Source organism: Streptomyces sp. 8L (assembly GCF_020176795.1).
Lineage (GTDB): Bacteria > Actinomycetota > Actinomycetes > Streptomycetales > Streptomycetaceae > Streptomyces.
The window spans coordinates 1-18,599 of the sequence record NZ_JAIUKE010000031.1; the positions used below are offsets into that span (position 1 = coordinate 1).

General features: G+C 72.7%; 15 protein-coding genes. 4 read left to right on the forward strand and 11 right to left on the reverse strand.

From position 1 onward, the window contains the following. Positions 1–78 precede the first annotated feature (78 nt). The 10 genes from LCE31_RS04110 to LCE31_RS04155 all read right to left on the reverse strand — a co-directional run bounded on the left by LCE31_RS04110 (position 79) and on the right by LCE31_RS04155 (position 10,135). Positions 79–588 (reverse strand): hypothetical protein, encoded by a 510-nt coding sequence (locus LCE31_RS04110; protein ID WP_225012573.1) that lies wholly within the window; start codon positions 586–588, stop codon positions 79–81. Between the two features lie 33 nt (positions 589–621). Further along, positions 622–1,221, reverse strand: a complete 600-nt coding sequence (locus LCE31_RS04115; RefSeq protein WP_225012574.1) for an AAA family ATPase — start codon at positions 1,219–1,221, stop codon at positions 622–624. Beyond that, positions 1,218–1,967: an HAD family hydrolase gene (locus tag LCE31_RS04120; protein WP_225012575.1), complete on the reverse strand. Its 750-nt coding sequence runs from the start codon at positions 1,965–1,967 to the stop codon at positions 1,218–1,220. The genes LCE31_RS04115 and LCE31_RS04120 overlap by 4 nt, the downstream gene beginning before the upstream one ends. 196 nt (positions 1,968–2,163) lie before the next feature. After that, positions 2,164–2,430 carry an acyl carrier protein gene (locus LCE31_RS04125; protein ID WP_225012576.1) on the reverse strand — a complete coding sequence of 89 codons (267 nt, stop codon included), beginning with the start codon at positions 2,428–2,430 and terminating at the stop codon, positions 2,164–2,166. A 495-nt stretch (positions 2,431–2,925) separates the two neighbouring features. Next, positions 2,926–3,933 carry a beta-ketoacyl-ACP synthase III gene (locus tag LCE31_RS04130; protein WP_225012577.1) on the reverse strand — a complete coding sequence of 336 codons (1,008 nt, stop codon included), beginning with the start codon at positions 3,931–3,933 and terminating at the stop codon, positions 2,926–2,928. A gap of 222 nt (positions 3,934–4,155) precedes the next feature. Next, positions 4,156–4,851, reverse strand: coding sequence for an AAA family ATPase (locus LCE31_RS04135; protein ID WP_225012578.1), 696 nt, complete (start codon positions 4,849–4,851; stop codon positions 4,156–4,158). 210 nt (positions 4,852–5,061) lie between these two features. Continuing rightward, the gene (locus LCE31_RS04140; RefSeq protein ID WP_225012579.1) at positions 5,062–6,096 is read right to left on the reverse strand and encodes an AvrD family protein; all 1,035 of its coding nucleotides are present in this window, start codon (positions 6,094–6,096) and stop codon (positions 5,062–5,064) included. Between the two features lie 210 nt (positions 6,097–6,306). Then, complete coding sequence (locus LCE31_RS04145) at positions 6,307–7,788, reverse strand: MFS transporter (protein ID WP_225012580.1); 1,482 nt, start codon at positions 7,786–7,788, stop codon at positions 6,307–6,309. 293 nt (positions 7,789–8,081) lie between these two features. Continuing rightward, positions 8,082–8,960, reverse strand: a complete 879-nt coding sequence (locus LCE31_RS04150) for an MBL fold metallo-hydrolase (protein ID WP_225012581.1) — start codon at positions 8,958–8,960, stop codon at positions 8,082–8,084. 335 nt (positions 8,961–9,295) lie between these two features. Continuing rightward, entirely contained in the window at positions 9,296–10,135 is an 840-nt protein-coding gene (locus tag LCE31_RS04155) for a helix-turn-helix domain-containing protein (RefSeq protein WP_225012582.1), read from the reverse strand. Positions 10,136–10,714: 579 nt separating this feature from the next. On the opposite strand from LCE31_RS04155, the gene LCE31_RS04160 reads away from it, so the two are divergent. The 3 genes from LCE31_RS04160 (at position 10,715) to LCE31_RS04170 (ending at position 16,019) form a co-directional block, all read left to right on the forward strand. Continuing rightward, entirely contained in the window at positions 10,715–11,533 is an 819-nt protein-coding gene (locus LCE31_RS04160) for a thioesterase II family protein (protein WP_225012583.1), read from the forward strand. 341 nt (positions 11,534–11,874) lie between these two features. Further along, positions 11,875–14,793, forward strand: a complete 2,919-nt coding sequence (locus LCE31_RS04165; RefSeq protein WP_225012584.1) for a helix-turn-helix transcriptional regulator — start codon at positions 11,875–11,877, stop codon at positions 14,791–14,793. Positions 14,794–15,248: 455 nt separating this feature from the next. After that, the gene (locus LCE31_RS04170) at positions 15,249–16,019 is read left to right on the forward strand and encodes an AfsR/SARP family transcriptional regulator (protein WP_225012585.1); all 771 of its coding nucleotides are present in this window, start codon (positions 15,249–15,251) and stop codon (positions 16,017–16,019) included. 203 nt (positions 16,020–16,222) lie between these two features. Here the strand turns inward: LCE31_RS04170 and LCE31_RS04175 are convergent, their stop codons facing one another. After that, complete coding sequence (locus LCE31_RS04175; RefSeq protein ID WP_225012586.1) at positions 16,223–17,125, reverse strand: TIGR03619 family F420-dependent LLM class oxidoreductase; 903 nt, start codon at positions 17,123–17,125, stop codon at positions 16,223–16,225. Between the two features lie 238 nt (positions 17,126–17,363). Between LCE31_RS04175 and LCE31_RS04180 the strand changes: the two genes are divergently transcribed. After that, positions 17,364–18,527 (forward strand): LLM class flavin-dependent oxidoreductase, encoded by a 1,164-nt coding sequence (locus tag LCE31_RS04180; RefSeq protein WP_225012587.1) that lies wholly within the window; start codon positions 17,364–17,366, stop codon positions 18,525–18,527. Positions 18,528–18,599: the final 72 nt, after the last annotated feature.

The following is an 18,599-nucleotide window of genomic DNA, read 5'->3' on the forward strand; positions in this document are numbered from 1 at the left end:
CCTCCGCTGGCTCCCCTCCCCCGGGCGCCTCCGCCGATCCTTTCCGCCGGACCCCTCAGCCTGCGCCCGGTCGCGGGGCTACCGTACGGGTCCGGCCGCCGTCCGGGACGCTCCTTCGGGCCGCCCCGCCCCGCCCGCGTCCAGCAGCGCGACCGTGGGCACCCGGTTCCGGGCCGGGTCGCAGACGGCGGACCCCATCGCGTCGTTGAGCACGACGTCGGCCGCCCGGTAGTACGTCCCGGGGTCCGAGGCGACCCCGGCCCAGACCACCGTCCCGCCGTGCCCGTGCCCGTCGCGGAGGTCCGGGGCCGGCTCGTCCGGCCGGTCGGCCAGCACCAGCAGCCGGGCGCCGCGATCCGCGTACGCGCGCCACGCCCGGATGACGGCGCGGGCCATGCGCCGGCTCTCCGCCCGGGTGTTCATCCCGCCCAGGCTCAGTACCGCCACCTCGTCACGCTCGCCGATGCCCAGCCCCGCACGGGCGGCGCCCCGTTCCGCGGTGAAGGTCTCCACGACCGGGCCGGGGAAGCTGACCGGCGCGGTCGTGCCGTACTCCTGCCGCCGGTTCCGCGGGAAGTCGAGCACCATGACCTCGTCGGCCGCGTCGAAGAACCGGTCGCGTCACGCGGCGGTGAGGGACACCAGGGCGGCCAGGCGGTCGTCGAGGGGGCCGGAGACCGTACGGACGGGGGCGCCCGCCGCGTGGAGCGTGTCCAGGAGAAGGCGGTCCGAGAGGACGCGGAAGTGCTCGGCGATGGGCGGTGTGCCGTCGTGCAGGGGGAACTCGACGGGGAGATGGACGAAGACGTCGTACGAGGTGAGCGCGCGGTGCAGGAACTCGCGGCCCAGGTGGTCGAGCACGGTGCGGTAGGCGTCGCCGTTGCCCGGGCCCGCCACCACGTCCCGCACGTCCGTGTCGGCGCCTGGGTGGAGGCCGACCGCGAGCCGGACCGTCGCGTAGACCCACTCGTGCAGGAGGGAGCCGTCCGAGAGGAACCCCTTCGGGTACGCGGCCTCGGCCAGGAGCCGCTCGGCGTGACGGCGTACGACGAGCTGGACCAGCTCGGGCTCGGTGGCCTCCTCCAACGAGGTGGGCCGTCGGCTGCCCGCGGGGTCCCGCATGGGGGTGCCGTGTGCGGCGGGCAGCCCGACACGGGCCGTGGCGGCGCTGATCAGGGTGGTCTTGCCGGCTCCGTAGGCGCCGACGAGGGCGATCCTCACAGCAGTGCTCCTGGTGGGGTGGGCTTCGGTTCTGGCAGGGGTACGGCGAGGGGCGCGGGCGCCTTCGGCAGGCGGTGCCACCCGTGGTGGGCGCCGAGACGGCGCAGGTGCGGGTCGTCACCGACGATCACGGCGCGGCCGGTCAGGGCGAGCATCGGCGCGTCGGAGATGTGGTCCCCGTAGGCGACGGAGGAGGCCAGGTCGATGCGGTGGGGGGGGGGCAGTTCCCGTACGGCCGCCGCCTTGGCACTGCCGATCATCGGCTGGTGCGGATGGTCGGGCAGCCTGCCGGTGTAGGTGCCGGAGACCGGATCGACCTCGGGCTCGGTGCACAGCAGGTGATGCGCGCCGATGTGCTCGACGAGGGGCAGCAGCACGGCGGAGAACGAGCCGGAGACCAGCACGACCCGGTAGCCGTCCCCGCGGTGGGCACGCAGCGCTTCCAGGACGGGTTCATGGAAGAAGCCGCCCCCGGCCACCTCGGCGAGGAACCACGCCCCGGCCAGTCGCGTGATCTCGACGTCGGACGCGCCGGTCAGCAACCGGAAGTAGGCGCGGCTGGTCTCCCTACGGCTGACGCCGGCCACCGTCATGGCCTTCAGGCGCTGGCGGGCGTGGACGGCCTCGTGCGGGGGCCGGCCCTGGGCCGCGTACCAGTAGACGAGGAAGCGGAAGATCGCCGTGCCGCGGGTCAGGGTGTTGTCGACGTCGAAGAAGGCGGCGGGGCGGTGATCGGCTGCGGTCATGTCGGGGCCATCCCTGAAGAGGGGCGGGGGGGGGGGGGGCGCCCGGGCGCGGCGCGCCCGCCGGGGGGGGGGCGGCGGCGGGCCCCCCCGCCCGCCCGCCCGCCCCCCCCCCCCCCCCCCCCCCCCCCCCCCCCCCCCCCCCCCCCCCCCCCCCCCCCCCCGCGGGCGGAGGGGGTGGACGAACACACCCCCCAGGTCAGGCGGCGGCGCCCTTCGCCACCAGGAGCTCGGCGACCCCGAGGGCGTTACCGGCCTCCTGGAGCTCGTCGTCGCCGATCTCCACGCCGTACTGGCGGCTGAGGTCCACCGCGACCTCGACGAGGATGAGCGAGTCGAAGCCGATGCTTTCGAAGTCCGTGTCGACGGAGGTGGTTTCAGCGGGCGCCTCGTACTTGTCGACCAGGAGGGCCAGGACCACGTCGGCGAAGGGGGCAGCGGAGGCTGATGTGACGGAGTTGCTCATGGAACTGTGTTTCCTCTCCGGGAGTTCGAGCGGTGTGATGCACGGTTCCCGTGCCAAGTGCGCGGATTTTCCACGGCGTTCGGCACGCCCGCGCGGTGCGGCGCGTGAACTGCGGGACGGCGCGGACCGCGGACCGGCCCAACGGCGGTGGTGCGCCGAGTCGGGCGGTCCGGCCGCGAACCCACGAGAAACGCGCGGTGTACGAGCGCGCAGCGGCAGCGGTGCACGCGAGGTACGGGCGCGCAGCGGCAGCGATGCACGCGAAGTACGGGCGCGCAACAGCAGCGATGCACGCGAAGTACGGGCGCGCAACAGCAGCGGTGCGCACGAAGTACGGGCGCACAACGGCAGCGGTGCACGCGAGCGGCCATGAAGGACGCGCGGCGTATTCGGTGTGCGCAGTGGGCCACGCGGGACGCGCAACGGCAGTGGTGCGCGCGGGGAATGCGGTGCGCGGGCGGCGCGGGCGCTCACGCCGTACCTGGCGCCGCCGGATCAGACCGGGACGATGTCCGGCCAGGTCAGCGCGGCGGAACCCCAGGTCAGGCCGCCGCCGAAGGCGGTGAGCAACAGGCGGTCGCCGGTCTTGAACTTCCCCTCGGCCGCCGCGTCGGCCAGGGCCAGGGGAATGGACGCGGCAGAGGTGTTGCCGACCTTGTCGATGTTGGTGACGGCCCGCTCGGCTTCGAGGCCGATCTGCTCCGCCACGGACCGGAGAATCCGGATGTTGGCCTGGTGGCCGACCAGGTACTCCACGTCGTCCGGGCTCCAGCCGACGTTCCCCAGCAGGGCGAGCGAGGACTCCGCCATGCGGCGGACCGCGTGGGCGAACACCTTCTTGCCCTGCATGGTGAAGTAGCGGTCCTCGTCGGCCGCGGGCACCTCGCTCGACCGCTGCCGGGAGCCGCCCGCGGGGATGCGGATGAGGTCCTTGCCGGTGCCGTCGCTGCCCAGGTCGAACCCGAGCAGCCGGCCCGGCTCCTCTCCGGCGCCCCGGCCCAGCACGACGGCCCCGGCTCCGTCGCCGAAGATCACCGAAGTGGTGCGGTCGTCCGGGCTGAGGATGGTCGAGTAGGTCTCGGCCCCGATGACGAGCGCCCGCTCGACCCGGCCCGCCGCGATGGCGTTGGCGGCGGCTTCGAGGGCGTAGACGAATCCGGAGCACACTGCGGCGATGTCGTACGCCGCGGTGTGTCCGAGCCCCAGCCGCGCGGCGACGTCGGGCGCGGTGGCGGGGCAGGGATGGTCCGGTGTGGTGGTGGCGACGATGAGGAGACCGATGTCGGCCCCGTCGTCGAGTCCGGCGGACTTCAGGGCCGCGCGGCCCGCCTCGGTGGCCAGGTCACCGGTGGACTGGCCGGGCGGGGCCCAGTACCGCTCCCGGATTCCGGTGCGGGTGGCGATCCACTCGTCGGAGGTGTCGAACATGGTGGCGAGTTCGGCGTTGGTGACGCGTCTGGACGGCAGATGGGTGCCCAGCCCGCGCAGAACTGCGTGCGGCATAAATCTCTTCCCCGTTCTTGTCTTCTTCTCGGTGGTGTCCGGTTCTGTGTGTCCTCGCTGTGGTGGTTCTGGTCTCCGGTACCGGCGCTCCCACCGGTGCTGTTGCCCGATGCCCTTGCCCCGTGCTCTTTCTCCGTGCTCCTGCCGGTGCTCCTTCCCCGCGCTCTTGCCGGTGCTCTTGGCCGGTGCTCGGGGAGGCGGGCCGTGCGGGGCCGCCGCGGTTCAGCCTGCGGCGCGTACGACCTCCGAGCTGGTGTCGATGAGCGCGTACTCGGCCTGGGCCAGCTCGATCGCCTCGTCGATGCTCACCACGGGCTTGAAGCCGTAGATGTCGATGATCTTCTGAAGGCGCTCGGGTATGGAGCCGCCCACCGTGTGGTACGGGATGTTCAGCTCGTCCAGCGTCCTGAGCATCAACTCGTCCGCGAGGGACCGGAAGCGCTCGTTGACCGGGCGGTGGCCGTCCGGGACCAGCGGGAACTCGATGGGAAGGTGGACGAAGGAGTCATAGGTGGCACGGGCGTGCTGCTTGGCGGGCACCGCCATCTGCTCAAGGACCTTGCCGTAGAAGCCGATCTCCTCCGTGACCTCGATGCTGTCCAGGTTCACCGACTCGTTGGGGTTGATGCCGACCAGCACCCGGACGGTGCCGTAGGCCCACTCGTGCAGGGACGATCCGTCGGAGACGAAACCGTCGGGCAGCTGGGCCTCGTTGACCGCGCGCTCCTGGTTGCGGCGCATGATCAGCATGATCAGTTCCGGTGGGGTGCACTCCTCGAGCGTCTTGCCGGGGATGGAGATGGGCAGCAGCTCCCGCATGGTCTTGGCCGACGAACGCGGCAGACCGACCAGCTGCGAGACGGCCATCGTGGTCAGGGTCTTGCCGACGGAGTAGGTGCCTGCGATGGCGAGTTTCATGTGATGTCTCCTGTGATGATCGAGTGTGGTGACCGAAGTGCGGTGACCGGGTGCGGTGACCGGGTGTGGTGGCTGAGTGCGGTGACCGGGTGCGGTGACCGAAGTGCGGTGACCGGGTGCGGTGATCGAGTGTGGTGACCGGGTGCGGTGACCCGGTGTGGTGATCGAGGCGGTCGGCTCTGGTGCGCGAACGCCGGGGCGTGAAAAGGCTCAGGACGAGGACCGCGGCAGCCGATGGACCACCGAGCAGACCACGGAGATGTCGGCTAGTTGCGCCGCGATGTCCGCCCGGCGCCAGGTCTCGCCGAGACGGTTGTTGAGCAGGACGGAGTCCCGCAGCTCCGCCCGCATGGGCAGCGGCCCGCCGTCGGCCGCCGCGCGCGGCCGGTGCGGAGTGGTCGCCTCCAGCAGGGTGCTGCGCATCCACAGGGTGTCGGAGTCGGCGCGGGGGATCTGGTCCAGCTCGTAGAGCAGCACCTGCCCGATCTGGAGGGCCGTCACGAACGCGTCCACCAGGTGCACGGACGGCTGCTGCTCGCCCTCCATGCCGCCGAGCGTGCCGTCCGGACCGCCGGTGAGCCGTATGTCCGCGGTGGCGACGCTGCTGCCGGGCCGGACCTGCATGCTCTCGACCCGCTGGACACCGAGTCGCCGGGTGTCGCCGTAACCGCCCTCGCGGACGGTGGGCGCGGAGGGGGCGCGTACGCCCGGGGGGATGTCCGGATGGTCGGCCTCCAGCCGGATGCGCAGGGTGCCCACGGTGGCCTCGACGGCGGACCGCGCGCGGCCGGGGCGCGGGGAGGACAGCCGGCCGACGAGCTGCGCCGAGACCGGGAAGCCGGCCAAGTCGTCCTCCACCGGCCGGTTTCCGGCCTTGATACGGACCCGGGCGAGCCAGACGGTGGCCAGCTCACGCTCGGTCAGCCCCAGGTGGCTCGTGAGCAGCGCCTCGGCGAGCTGGGCCCCCAGCAGCAGGACGTCGACGGTGGAGAGGTGCGGGCGCTGGTCGGTGTCGCCCTTGCGGGACCAGTCGCTCGGATAGTCGACCTGCGCGGTGGCGGACAGCCGGGGAAGCTCCGAGGCCGCGTCGTCCGGCTGTGGTGGGCGGACATCGGTGAGGCGATGTCGGGAGCGCTTGTACCCCTCGCCGAAGAAGCGGCGTTCGGGGGCGCCCAGGTAGTCGGAGATGTCCGGAAGGTAGGGGGAGGCGACGGGCAGAGCGGACGAGGCGGACTGAGCAGGCATCGGGTTCCTTCCCTGTGCTCGGGACGTGTGCTCGGTACGGGCGCGCGGGACGTGTGCGCGGGACGTGTGCGCGGTTCGTGTGCGCGGTTCGTGTGCTCGGTTCGTGCACGCGGGACGTACGCGCGGTTCGTGTGCTCGGTACGGGCGCCGGGCCGGGCGGGCACGGGGCCGTGTGCCCCGCGCTCGGGAGACCGGCCGGCGCGGGACCGGTTACGGGGCTGCCGTGAGGCTGGACTCCGCCGCGTCGTCCGCCGTGGCCACCTCGGCGGCTGCGGCGGGCTTCGCCCTGCGGAGCAGAAGGCTGATGACGAGGGCTCCGGCGAGGACCACCAGGCCGTCGACGAGGATGCCGAAGGTGGTGCCGTCCAGGACCCCGGCGGCGGAGGCGACGCCGTCGTGCAGATCCCCGTAGTGCGAGGCGGCCACCGCCGACATCACCGGGATGCCGAGCGTGAAACCGATCTGCTGGGTCATGGCGGCAAGACCGGTGGCCAGGCCCTGTTCACGGTCCTCGATGCCGGAGGTGGAGACGACGGTGTAGGAGACGATCGCCAGGACGTGGCCGAACCCGCCGACGAACGTGGTGAACAGGACGGCGGCGATGCCCACGGTCTTGTCCTCGCTCAGCCAGAACAGCACCCCGGTCATGACGCCCTGCACGGCCAGACCGAGGACCAGGCCGCCCTTGGCGCCGGTACGGGCGATGATCTTCGACGCGAACGTGCCGCCGATGAACGCGCCGAGCCCGAGGAAGCCGAACATCAGGCCGGTCTGGAACGGGGTGAGGTTCAGCACCTGCTGCAAGTACAGCGTGAGCAGGAAGGACAGCGCCGACTCCATGGAGAAGGTGATCAGCCCGCCCAGGTTGCCCCACTTGACGGAATTGGCCTTCAGGACGCGCACCGGGGCGAGCGGCGCGGCGGCCTTCAGCTCGATCAGGTAGAAGGAGGCCAGGAGGACGGCGGCGGCCAGGAGCGTGGCCCAGGTCTGCGCCGAGCTCCAGCCCTCGCGCTCGGCGCTGGTGATGCCGTACACGAAGGCGAGAAGGCCCGCAGTGACGGTGATCGAGCCGGGGACGTCCAGCTTGGGCCGGTCCTCGGCCACCGAGTTGCTGATCACCAGGATGCCGCCGATGAACAGGGCGACGCCGACCGGGACGTTGATGAAGAAGTCCCAGCGCCAGGAGAGCAGGTCGGTGAGCACACCGCCGAGGATCGCGCCGCCGGCGAACCCGAGGGAGAGCAGCGCCCCGTTCAGCCCGAGCGCCTTGGTGCGCAGCGGGCCTTCCGGGAAGCTGGTGGTGATCAGCGCCATGCCCGACGGCGTGACGATGGCGGTGGCGAGGCCCTGCAGAACCCGGGCCACGATCATCACGTCGGGGCTGGTGGACAGGCCACCGAGCAGCGAGGAGACGGTCAGCAGGGCCATGCCCACGAGGAAGAGCTTCTTCCGGCCGATCAGGTCGCCGATGCGTCCGAAGAGGAGCATGAAGCCCGCGGCGGTCAGGGCGAAGGCAGTGGAGATCCACTGGAGGCTGTCGAGCCCGAACCCGAGGTCCGAGCCGATCTCCGGCAGCGCCACCGTGAGGATGGAGAAGTCGACGGCGAACATGAACTGCGCGCCCAGCAGGACGACGAGGATCGTCTTCTGCTTCCCCGTCATGGAGAGTTCTGTGGAGAGTGTCTTCGGCATAGCAAGCAGCCTCACGGCGATCCTCCCCGCCAAACAGTGCGCGCTCAACATATTGGTCCCCCCAACAGGCTCGGCCGTCCCCCAACAGGCTCGGCCGTCCCCCCAACAGGCTCGGCCCGGGCCGCCCCGGCACTGACCTCGACACCGTCCCCGGCACACACGGCGGGCCGGGACATGTCCGTGTCCCGGCCCGCCGGCCGCGCGTTCGCTCCGCTCCTCACCGTGCGGGCCGCCCCGCGTCGCGCCCCTGGCGGGTGCGCCAGGACTCGCGGGCGGCCCCGGGCTCGCTCGGCTCAGTGCACGGGGTGCCAGACGTACCCGTCGCCCGCGGCCTCCACCCGCCCGAAGACCACGTCGGCGAAGTGCCCGGCGTAGCAGACGGTGCCGGGCGTTGCGGCCTCCTCCAGCACGGCCCGGCGCGTACGGACCGCCTGCTCGCCCGCGCCGTCGAAGAAGACCCGCCACTCGGGGTGCGCCGTCTGCGCGGGCGAGTGCAGCACGTCCCCGAGCACCAGGACCCGGCGGACGCCGCCGTCGTCCTCGGACCGCTCGTCGCCCACCTCCACCACGTAGCCCGCGTGACCGCTGGTGTGCCCGGGCCACTCCCGCAGCGTGACACCGGGAAACACCTCGCCGCCGTCGTCGGGCGTACGTACCCGGCCCGCGAGCGCGGCCGGCAGCAGACCGCCTCCCTCCCGCCACTCGGCGGTGGACATCACGAAGGAGGTGGCGCCCGCGAAGTGGGCTCCGTCGGCCGCCTGCGCCCAGCCGACGTGATCGTCGTGCAGGTGCGTGAAGGCGACCGTGTCCACGGCTTCCGCGGGAACCCCGGCAGTCCGGAGCCCGGTGATCAGGTCACCGCCCGCCAGCATGCCGAGCGCGGGATGCGTCTGCTCCGCCGACAGGCGCCGCCGGCCGAATCCGGTGTCGATCAGCAGGGAGCGGCCCTGATGCTCGACCAGCAGACCGCCCACCGAGGCGACCAGCGAACCGTCCTGGCCCCGGTAGGGGGCGAGTCCGGCGAGGTCGTCGGGACCCAGGCCGGTGAACCAGCCCTCGGGCCTCAACTGGACCAGCCCGTCCGGAACATGGGTCAACCGCCAGTCCCCGAACGTGAGTTGACGCAACGGCGAGGGACGGGTCAGCCGCTCCTGCGGCAGTACAGCAGACATGACAGAGCCACTCTCGGCAGAAAGGAAGGCAGGACAGGACGAGGCAGGAGAAGAGAAAGAAGGGGAAGGGGAGCGAGAAGGCGGCGCCCGGCCACCCCGCGGACCGGTGGGCCGGTACACCTACGGACCCGCAGACCTACGGACCCGCAGACCCCGCAGGACCGGTGGGCCGGCGCACCTGCGCACCTGCGCACCCGCAGACCTACGGACCCGCAGACCCCGCAGACCCACGGACCGGCCGCCCCACGGACCTACAAGACCCGCGAACCGGCGGACCGGCGGACCGGCGGACCGGCCGCCCCGCGGACCTGTGGACCCACGGGGCGGCCAGGTTCTCAGGCCGCTGTGCTGTGCACGTCCCGCGAGAGGTTGAGCAGCGGCAGGGCGTCCTCCGCGCGGGTGCCGGGGACGGCCATGAACACGGTGAGCCGCAGGCCCAGCCTCGGTGTGAAGTCCAGCGTCGTCCGCCGCAGGGACAGCTCACCGGCGCGCGGATGCCGGAGCAGGTCGATGCCGCAGGAGTCCTCGCGGACCTCCTGCGCGCTCCACAGCTTCGCGAACTCGTCGCTGCGCGCGAGCAGCCGGTCCACCATCGCCTCAAGCAGCCGGTCGCCGGAGTGGTTCGCGGTGTGCGCGCGGAACCGGGCCACCATCGTCGCCGCGTCCTGTTCCCACTCCGCGTACCGGGTACGCGTCTGCGGGTTGAGGAAGAAGTCCTCGATCAGGTTGCCGCAGCCCGATCCCAGAGCCAGCAGTTCGCGGGCGGCGGCGTTCGCCACCACCACGTTCCACAGCCGGTCGGCGATGTAGGCCGGGTTGGGCAGCCAGTTGTCGACGAAGGGCGTGAAGCTCGCGCCGTCCGGCTGGGACGAGCGCGCGAACTCGGACGAGCCCAGGCCGGCCAGCCTCCACACGTACTGCCGCTGGGTGTCGTCCAGGCTGAGGACCCGGGAGATCGCGCCGAGCACCTCGGCGGACACGTTCTCCGCCCTGCCCTGCTCGATCCAGGTGTACCAGGACACCCCCACGCCGGCCAGGAGCGCCACCTCCTCACGGCGCAGGCCCGGTGTCCTGCGTACACCCGCTCGCGGCAGCCCCACCTCGGTGGGGTTCACCTCTGCCCGGCGAGCCTTCAAGAACTGTCCGATTTCCTTCAATTGACGGCCGGTCGGCATGGCCCTCCGCCCCCTTGTCCACCCGTAGACGTTGAGATATATGCCACCTTACGCACCTGGTCCCCGGCCGCGCTTGGTACGTGACCGGAGTTACACGCTCCCGTACGGGCCCCGACACGGCTCCACGGAACGGGACTTGGGGCGCTCCGCCACCGTGCGGCAGCGGCGCGCACCGCGTCGTCGTCCCAGGTCCGGGCCGAGCTCCGGCCGGCGGGCGGCCATCATGGTGCCGATGGCCCCAGGTGCGCCGCCACTCTCTCCCGGCAGGCCAAAGCGCGGCTTAGGCCGCGTCCGGATCGGGGCGGGCTCACGCGCCCTGTGCCGCGCCACGCGCCGTCCTCGGCCGCCCCTGCGCCACGCGCCCACCTCGGCCGCCCCCGTGCCGCGCCACGCGCCCACCTCGCCCCGCCGCGCGCGCCGTCGCCCTCGGCCGCGCCGCGCGCCGTCGCCCTCGGCCGCGCTCCCGTTAGCGCGGCTTTAGCCGGCCCCCCGACGATGACGCGACCGGCGACCGACGCCGGGGCGGTGCGGCGGGTCCGCCGCACCCGTCCGGCGGTAGAGCCTGGGAGGGCCGAACACATGACCACCGTCCATGTCTCCGCCTCCGGAACCGTGCCGTCCTGTCTGCTGCCGCGCCAACCGCTGCCCGAGGGCGCGGCGATCCGGCTGCTGTGTTTCCACCACGCGGGCGGCGCGGCCTCCTCCTTCGCCTCCTGGCAGGCCGGCCTCGGACCGGACGTCACGGTGATACCGGTGCAGCTGCCCGGGCGGGAACGCCGGGTGCGGGAGCCCCGGTTCAGGGAGTTCGACCGCCTGCTGGACGAGCTGGACAGGCAGCTCGACCCCGTACTGGACCGGCGTTACGCGATGTACGGGCACAGCCTGGGCGGCCTGATCGCGCACGAGCTGACCCGGCGGCGGGTGACGACGGGCCGGCGCGCACCGGACCTGCTGATGGTGGGGGCCTGCGCAGCGCCGCACCTGCCGCGTACGGCCGTGGCCCCCGGGACCGCCTCCGACGCCGAACTCGGCTCGTGGATGGGGGAGCTGGGCGGGGCCCCTTCGGGGGCCGCGAGGCACCCGCAGTGGTTCCGCCGGTGCGTTGACCGGCTGCGGGACGACCTGGGCCTGGCGCACAGCCATCCACGCCATCCCGCCGTCCCGCTGCCCGTGCCACTGCGGGTGCTGGCGGCCGAACGCGATCCGCTCCTGCCGCTCGCGCAGGCCGGGGAGTGGGCGCGGCACACCACGGGCGACTTCGAGGTGCACACCATGCCCGGCGGCCACTTCTTCCACCGGGAGTTCCCCGAGGCCACGTTGCGCGTGATCTCGCGTCTGCTCCCGGCCGCCGCGGTACGCTCCGGGACCGGCGGGCGGCCCGTGATACCGGAATGGTGAATGCAGTGTTTCGCCCGTCCGCCGTAAACCAAGAGCTGGTCAAGAAACACGGTCAGGACATACCCATTTCGCACGCTGTGGATTGTCTGTGCTCCGAATTCCTCCCCCTCGTTCGGGCGGCGAAGGTTACCTTGAGACCGTCCCGCAATTCCTGACGTGTGCGACGAGAGCTGCGACACATCGCCCTGTTGGAACGTCCGCACAGATCCACTGCGCGGAAGCTCCTCCTCCGCGCGACGGACCGCATCCGGCGCCGCTCACCGACCCATCGGGAACCGCGGGACAGCTTGAGGAAGATCGTCCGGTCCGGGGGAAAGGTTCCAGCCGTTGTGGGATCACTATTGGCCACCACGAATACCTCACAGAAGACATCGGTGCGCGGCGTCGAATCACTGCGACTGCGGCGAGCGCTCAAGGGCATCGGCGAGGGCCGCGGCGGCGTGGTCGGGTTGCTCGGGGACCCCGGGTCCGGCAAGACCCGGCTGCTGTCCCTGCTGATGGCGGCGGCCGAGGACCAGGGAATCCGGGTGCTCGACGGCCGCTGCCAGCCCTCGGAACGGGACGTGTTCGGGGTCTTCACCCGAGCTCTCGGCGACCTGGTGACACCCCGGGCGCTGGCCCGGCTCGCTCCGGAACACGCCGAGCTGATCCGGACGCACATGTGCGTCAACCGCGACCGCACGGACCCGCCACCCCCGCCGCTCGCCCTGGCCCAGGCCGTGCACGCGCTGCTGGCCGGTGCCGCGGGCGAGGGGCTGCTGCTGGTGCTCGACGACTTCCACCGGGCCGGTCCGAGGGCCCTGGAGCTCGCCGAGCACCTGGTGCGCAGGCCGCTCGGGGCCCCTGTCCTCCTCGTCGTGTCCCAGCGGTCCCGGCAGGCCGACCCGTCGCTGCTCGCCGCCCTCGCCTACGGGGCGGAACAGGGCCGGGTGACCCGTGTGGCGCTGGGGCCGATCACCCCCGAGCAGGCTGCCCGCCTGCTGAACGTACGGCCCGACACCGGCTGGCTGCGGTCGGCGTGCCGGGAGAGCCAGGGCAACATCCTGGATCTGCTGGTGCTCGGCGAGGCGGCGCCACTGCGCCCCGCCCTCACCGCCGACCTGGTCGCCGGCCCGCTCGCCCCGCTCGCCGCGGAACTGGAGTCCCTCGACGACGTCGAGCGCCTGGCGGCCGAGTGCGCTGCCGCGCTGGGCGACCGCTTCACCCGTGAGGAGCTCGCCGACGTCTGCGAACTCCCCTTCGAGCAGGTGTGCACGGCCGTCACCGGGTTGGTCCGGCTCGACATCCTGCGTCCGATGCCCCACTCCGCCACCCAGTTCGGCTTCCGACAGCCGGTGTTGCGCGCGCTGACGCACGAACGCATGGACCGCTGCCTGCGCCGGGGGGCCCACCGCAGGGCGCTGGCCGTCCTCAACCGCCGCGCCGCGCCCGCGGCCGAACGCGCCGTGCACATCGAACTGTCCACCGACACCTTCACACCGGAGGACCTGGAGACCCTGGCCCTGGCCGGCAAGGCGACGACGGTCAGCGCCCCCGAGGACGCCATCCGCTGGCTGCTGCTCGCGCTGCGCGGCCTCGCCTCGGGCGAGGGCTCGCCCGGCCGGCTCGGCGAGGGCTCGCCGGGCCGGCTCCTCGGCCTGATCCCGCCCCTGGCCCGGGCGTTCCAGGCCGCGGGCCGCCTCGACGACGAGGCCGCACTGCACCAGCTCGCCCACGACGCCGGGGTACGGCCGGACGAGGCCCGGCACGCCGTGACCCGTGTCTGTGTGCTGGTGGAGTGCCTGCACGGACGTTTCGCGGAGGCCGACACGTTGCTGCGTACCGAACTCGCCCGGGCCGGAACCGCCGCGGACACGGACCTGCTCGCCCGGCTGACGGTCTTCCGGGGCATCCTGTCCTCCCTGTGCAACGACGGTGAACTGGCCACCCACGCCACCGCCGCGCTCCGGCTGGCCCGCACCGGCGGCCGGGCGATCACACTGGCCGGCGCCCTGGCGCTGCACGCGCTCGCCGAGCTGACCGCGGGCCGTACGGCCGACGCCCAGGCCGCCTACGACGCCGCCGTACGGCAGCTGGACGAGCTCCCCGACAGCGAACTGCGCCTGTACACCGAGTACTTCGCGCTGCTCGGATCGTGCGCCCTGGAACTGGGACGCCCGCAGGAGGCCGAATCCCGCTACGCCCGTGGCCTCGCCGTCTCGGCGGGCGACCGCCCCGACGCCATGCTCCCCGTCCTGTACGGAGGACTCGCGGAGGCCCAGCTGCGGCAGGGGCGGCTGGAGAGCGCGCGGTGCTCGGCGGCGGAAGCCGCGGACCTGGCAGGACACCTCGGCGCGGACCGGCTGCGGGCGTACGCGATGGCCCAGGAGGCTCTCGCGGTCACCTACGGGGAACCCCCGGGCAGCAGCCGCGCCTCGGCCCGTACGGAGGAGGCGCTGCGGGCCCTGCACCACTGGCACGACTCCTGGCACTCCCTGGCCGTGCTGACGGTCGCCGAATCCCTCCTCCTCCAGGGCAGCCGGGAACGCTGCCTCGACCTGCTGCTCGATCAGGGCGCCCCCGACTTCGGCGCGCTGAGCCCCCCGTGGCGGGCCCGGGCCTACGAACTGCTCACCCTGGCCTCCGCCTCCAGTGGTGCCCGTGCCGCGATCTGGGCCGAGCGCTGGGCCGAGCGCGCCTCGCGGGTGATGGAGGACTGTCCGCTGCCGCACTCCCGGGCCTACGCGCTCCTCGCCCGCGGCCACGTGCTCTCCCAGCAGGACGACGTGACCGCGGCGATCACCGCGTACCAGAAAGCCGAACGCCTTTTCGGCGGGGCGCAGTTGAGGCTCCAGAGCCTGCGCGCGGCGGCGCGGACCGCGGAGGTCGCGAGTTCCGGCAGGCGGCCGGAGAAGGCGCGCGAACTGTGGTCCGCCGCGCGGGAACTGGCCGACCACTGGCGCATGCCGCTCTTCGCCCAGCCACCGTCGGGCGGTTTCCCGGAGGACCGCCGGGGGCACGGCCGGCCCGCGGCCCGGCCCGCGCCGGCGGGGCAGGACTCCGACCTCGCGTCCCTGACACGGCGCGAGTTGGAGGTGGCGCGCCTGGCCGGCGCCGGTCGGCGCACCCGCGAGGTCGCCGAGACACTGCGGGTGAGCCCCCGCACGATCGAGGTCCATCTCGCCCGTATCTACCGGAAGCTGGGGATCGGTTCCCGGGCGGAGCTGGCCGGCCTCATGGCCGTACGTAGTTCTACGGATGCACGCGGGCCGCGTTACTGAGAGGCTGAAAAAGTTCTCAGGGAACAGCACGGCACACGACGGTGAACCGCCCCCGCGAGGGACAACCCGCGAGCTCCGGCCCCCGGAGGCCGGAGCACTCCGGAGACACGCGGCGGGCGGGGCGCCGCACCCGGCGGAGATCCGCCACTGAGCGACCGGCGGCCGTCACGTGCCCCTGGCGGAACGGCGTGCGGCGTCCGACGTGGTACGACGCGCGGTGAAGGGGCGTCCGCAGGGCGGCAGAACGCGCGCCCCGGCGGACGGACGCGGGCGTTCCGGCACCACGGCGAGGTACGAGGGAGTGTCCGCGAAGTCGCACCCTCCGCCGTCCGTCCGCCGAAGGACCACCGGCCGGCCCCGAGGGGACGGTCCGCCGCACCACATCGCCCGACGAGCGCGCCGGCCCGGTGCAGTGCCGAGCCTCGTCGGGTTTCTCCCACGAGGAAGGCATCATCGTGCGATTCGAGATTCTGGGAAGCCTGCGCATCGTCGACGGCCAAGGGGTGTGCGCCACGGTCACCGCCCCGAAAATGGAATCCCTGCTCGCGGCCCTCGCGGTGCGCGCCGGGGACGTCGTCTCCATGGACCAGATGCGCACCGAGATCTGGGGGGACGGGCCGCCCCGCCGGGCCGCGGCCACCCTGCACGTCTACATCTCGCAGCTGCGCAAGCTCCTCAGTCGCGTGGATCAGGACCACAGCCCGATCGTCACCCGCTTCCCCGGCTACGTCCTGGAACTCGGCGACGGCAGCCTGGACGCGCACGAGTTCCAGCGCTTCGCCCGGCAGGGCCGGTCCGCGTTCCGCGCCGGGCGGTACCAGGAGGCGTCCGCGGCCTGCCATCGCGCGCTCGCGCTGTGGCGCGGCACGGTCCTCGGCGAGCTGCGCGGCGGCGGCATCGTGGACGAGTTCGCGACCTGGGCGGAGGAGACCCGGCTGGAGTGCGTCGAGTGGGGCAACGAGGCGGACCTGATGATCGGACGCCACCGCGAACTGGTGGGGCCGCTCTACGCGCTGGTGAACAGGCATCCGCTGGTCGAGGCGTTCCACCGGCAGCTGATGCTCGCCCTGTACCGCTCCGACCGGCGGGCCGACGCCCTCCAGGTCTTCCAGCGGGTGCGCTCCCTGCTCGACCGCGAACTGAGCATCGCGCCCTGCCGTGCGCTGTACGAACTCCAGCAGCAGATCCTGGCCGACGACGGGGCCCGGGTGCCTGCGGCAGCGTGAACCGCGGCGGCCCGCCGGGTCGCCGCGCGCTCCCCGCCGCGGCCCGGACCGCAGCCGGCCGGGTCACCCCGCGCTCCATGCCGCAGCCGTCCGGGTCGCCCCGCGGCCCGTATCGCGGCCGGCCGGCCGAGTGGGCCGCGGCCGGCCGCGCCCGGGGCCCCCGGCACCGCCGTCGGTGCCGGGCGCGCCCCGCGCTGCCCGCCTCACTCCGCCGAGACGAGGTCCAGCAGGTTGCCGGCCAGGTCGAGGGTGTGGCCGACGCTGGAGGCCACGAAGGTGAAGTCGACGAAGACGTCCTCCACCGGCAGCACCGAACGCACCTTCAGCACCTCTTCGGCCACCACCTCAACCGGCGTGCCGGCCGCCGCGTTGACCCGGAGGATCATGCTGATCGCGGCCGGGTCGCGGCCCGCTTTCCCGGCCGCCTCCTGGATGGTCTCCCATCCCTGGGTGAGCTGCGCCACGGGAAAGGCCTCGGGCGCCCACCACACCGGCATCCACCCGTCGGCCCGCTCTCCGACGCGCCGCAGAGCCCGGGGCCCGAACGCGCCGAGGTAGATCGGAGGCCGGGGCCGCTGCACCGGTTTCAGCTCCACATGACCGGCCGGGATCGTGAACAGCGGCCCCTGGTGGCGTACGGGGTTGGTCGTCCACCACGCCACCAGCACGTCCAGCAGCTCGTCGAGCCGCGCGCCGCGTCCCTCGAACGGCACCCCCGCGGCCTCGTACTCCTCCGGTGACCAGCCGCTGCCGAACCCGGCGACGAGCCGGCCGCCGCTGGCCACGTCGATGCTGGCGAGCGCGCGGGCCAGCAGCGCGGGCGGGTACCACGGCGCGTTGATGCCGCTGCTGCCCAGCCGGACCTCGCCGGTGACCGCCGCCGCGACCGCCAGCGCGGTCAACGGGTCCGCCGCCACCCGGAATTCCTCCGGAATGTCCGTGGAGCCCGGCGAATAGCCGACCGCGGGATCGACCGGTGTCAACAGCCGGTCGCCGACCCAGAGACTGGTCGCACCGATTTTCTCCGCGTCGGCGGCGAACCGGGCGATACCGTTCACCTCGTTGGCCGCCGGACCGAATGTCGGAAGACCGAAGCCCAGACGCATATGTCTGCTCCACCCACTATGGAATGCCATCAGCAAGGAAAGTGCGAGAACCTGCCGGAGCCCTCCGGCAGCCCACCTCACGTTAGAGGATCGGAATGCGGTACTCCAGAGTGTGCTGGCACCCCTGTCAAGGATGCTGGTGGTACTGCCCATAGGAGAAACGGGCTCCCCCCTCGGGTCCCGGCCGACACCTATATTCGTCCACGTGTTGGCCCATTCGAGACAGACAGGGGATGCGATGCATCCGGAACGACTCAAATTCGGCGCGTTTCTGGCACCGTTCCACCCGCTCGGCGAAGACCCGACTCTCCAGTTCGAGCGGGATCTCGACATGATCGAGCTGTTCGACCGGCTCAACTACGACGAATTCTGGATCGGCGAACACCATTCGCTGGGCTGGAACAGCATCGGGTTCCCCGATCTGTTCGTGGCCGCGGCCGCCGCGCGTACCCGCCAGATCAAGCTGGCCACCGGTGTGATGACACTGCCCTACCACCACCCGTTCATGGTGGCCGGCCGGGCCGTGCACCTCGACCATCTGACCCGTGGCCGCTTCATCCTCGGGGTCGGGGCCGGCAGCAGCCCGGTGGACGCGCACATGCTCGGCCGCGAGTGGGGCGAGATGCGCCAGATGTTCAGCGAGTCCCTGGAGGCCGTTGTGGACCTCCTCCACGGGGACCAGCCGGTCACCAGGAAGACCCCGTGGTTCACCCTCCAGGACGCCAAGCTCCAGCTGGAGCCCTACCGCGGCGGCAAGGTGGAGATAGCCGCCGCGAGTGTCGCCTCGCCGCACAGTGTGCGACTGTCGGGCCAACTCGGCATCAGCACCGTCTCGTTCGGGGTCTCACGGCCCGGTCACCGGCCGCCGGACATGAAGACGCAGTGGCGCTACGCCGAGGAGGCCGCGGCGGAGCACGGCAAGACCGTCGACCGCGCGAACTGGCGGATCACGCTGCCGATCCACGTGGCCGAGACGCGCGCCCAGGCCATCGAGGACGTACGGGCCGGCTACCAGCGCTGGGCCCACGAGTACTGGGGCGATCTGCGCGGGCTCGACGTGAGCATCCCCGGCGTCGCCCCGGAGAACGCCATCGAGGCGGCGATCGAGGCCGGCAGCGCCATCGTGGGCTCGGTCGACGACTGCGTGGCGGGCATCCAGCGCATGCAGGAGGAGACCGGCGGCTTCGGCACCCTCCTGGTGTACCTGCAGGACTGGGCGGGGCCCGAGCAGACCAGGCGGAGTTACGACCTGCTCGCCCGCTACGTGGCGCCCCGCCTCACCGGTTCGGCGCGCCCGCTGGCCGAGTCCGCGCGCTGGTACCAGGAGAACCGCGGCCTCTTCGGCGGCAAGCTCACACTGCCCGACCACGGAGCACGGCCGCGCGGCGCCGACGCCGGCTGAGCGGCCGTCCCCCCGACGCCGCTGCCTGCCGCCCCCGGACGCCGCTGCCGCACCGGGCGGACATCGCCCGGT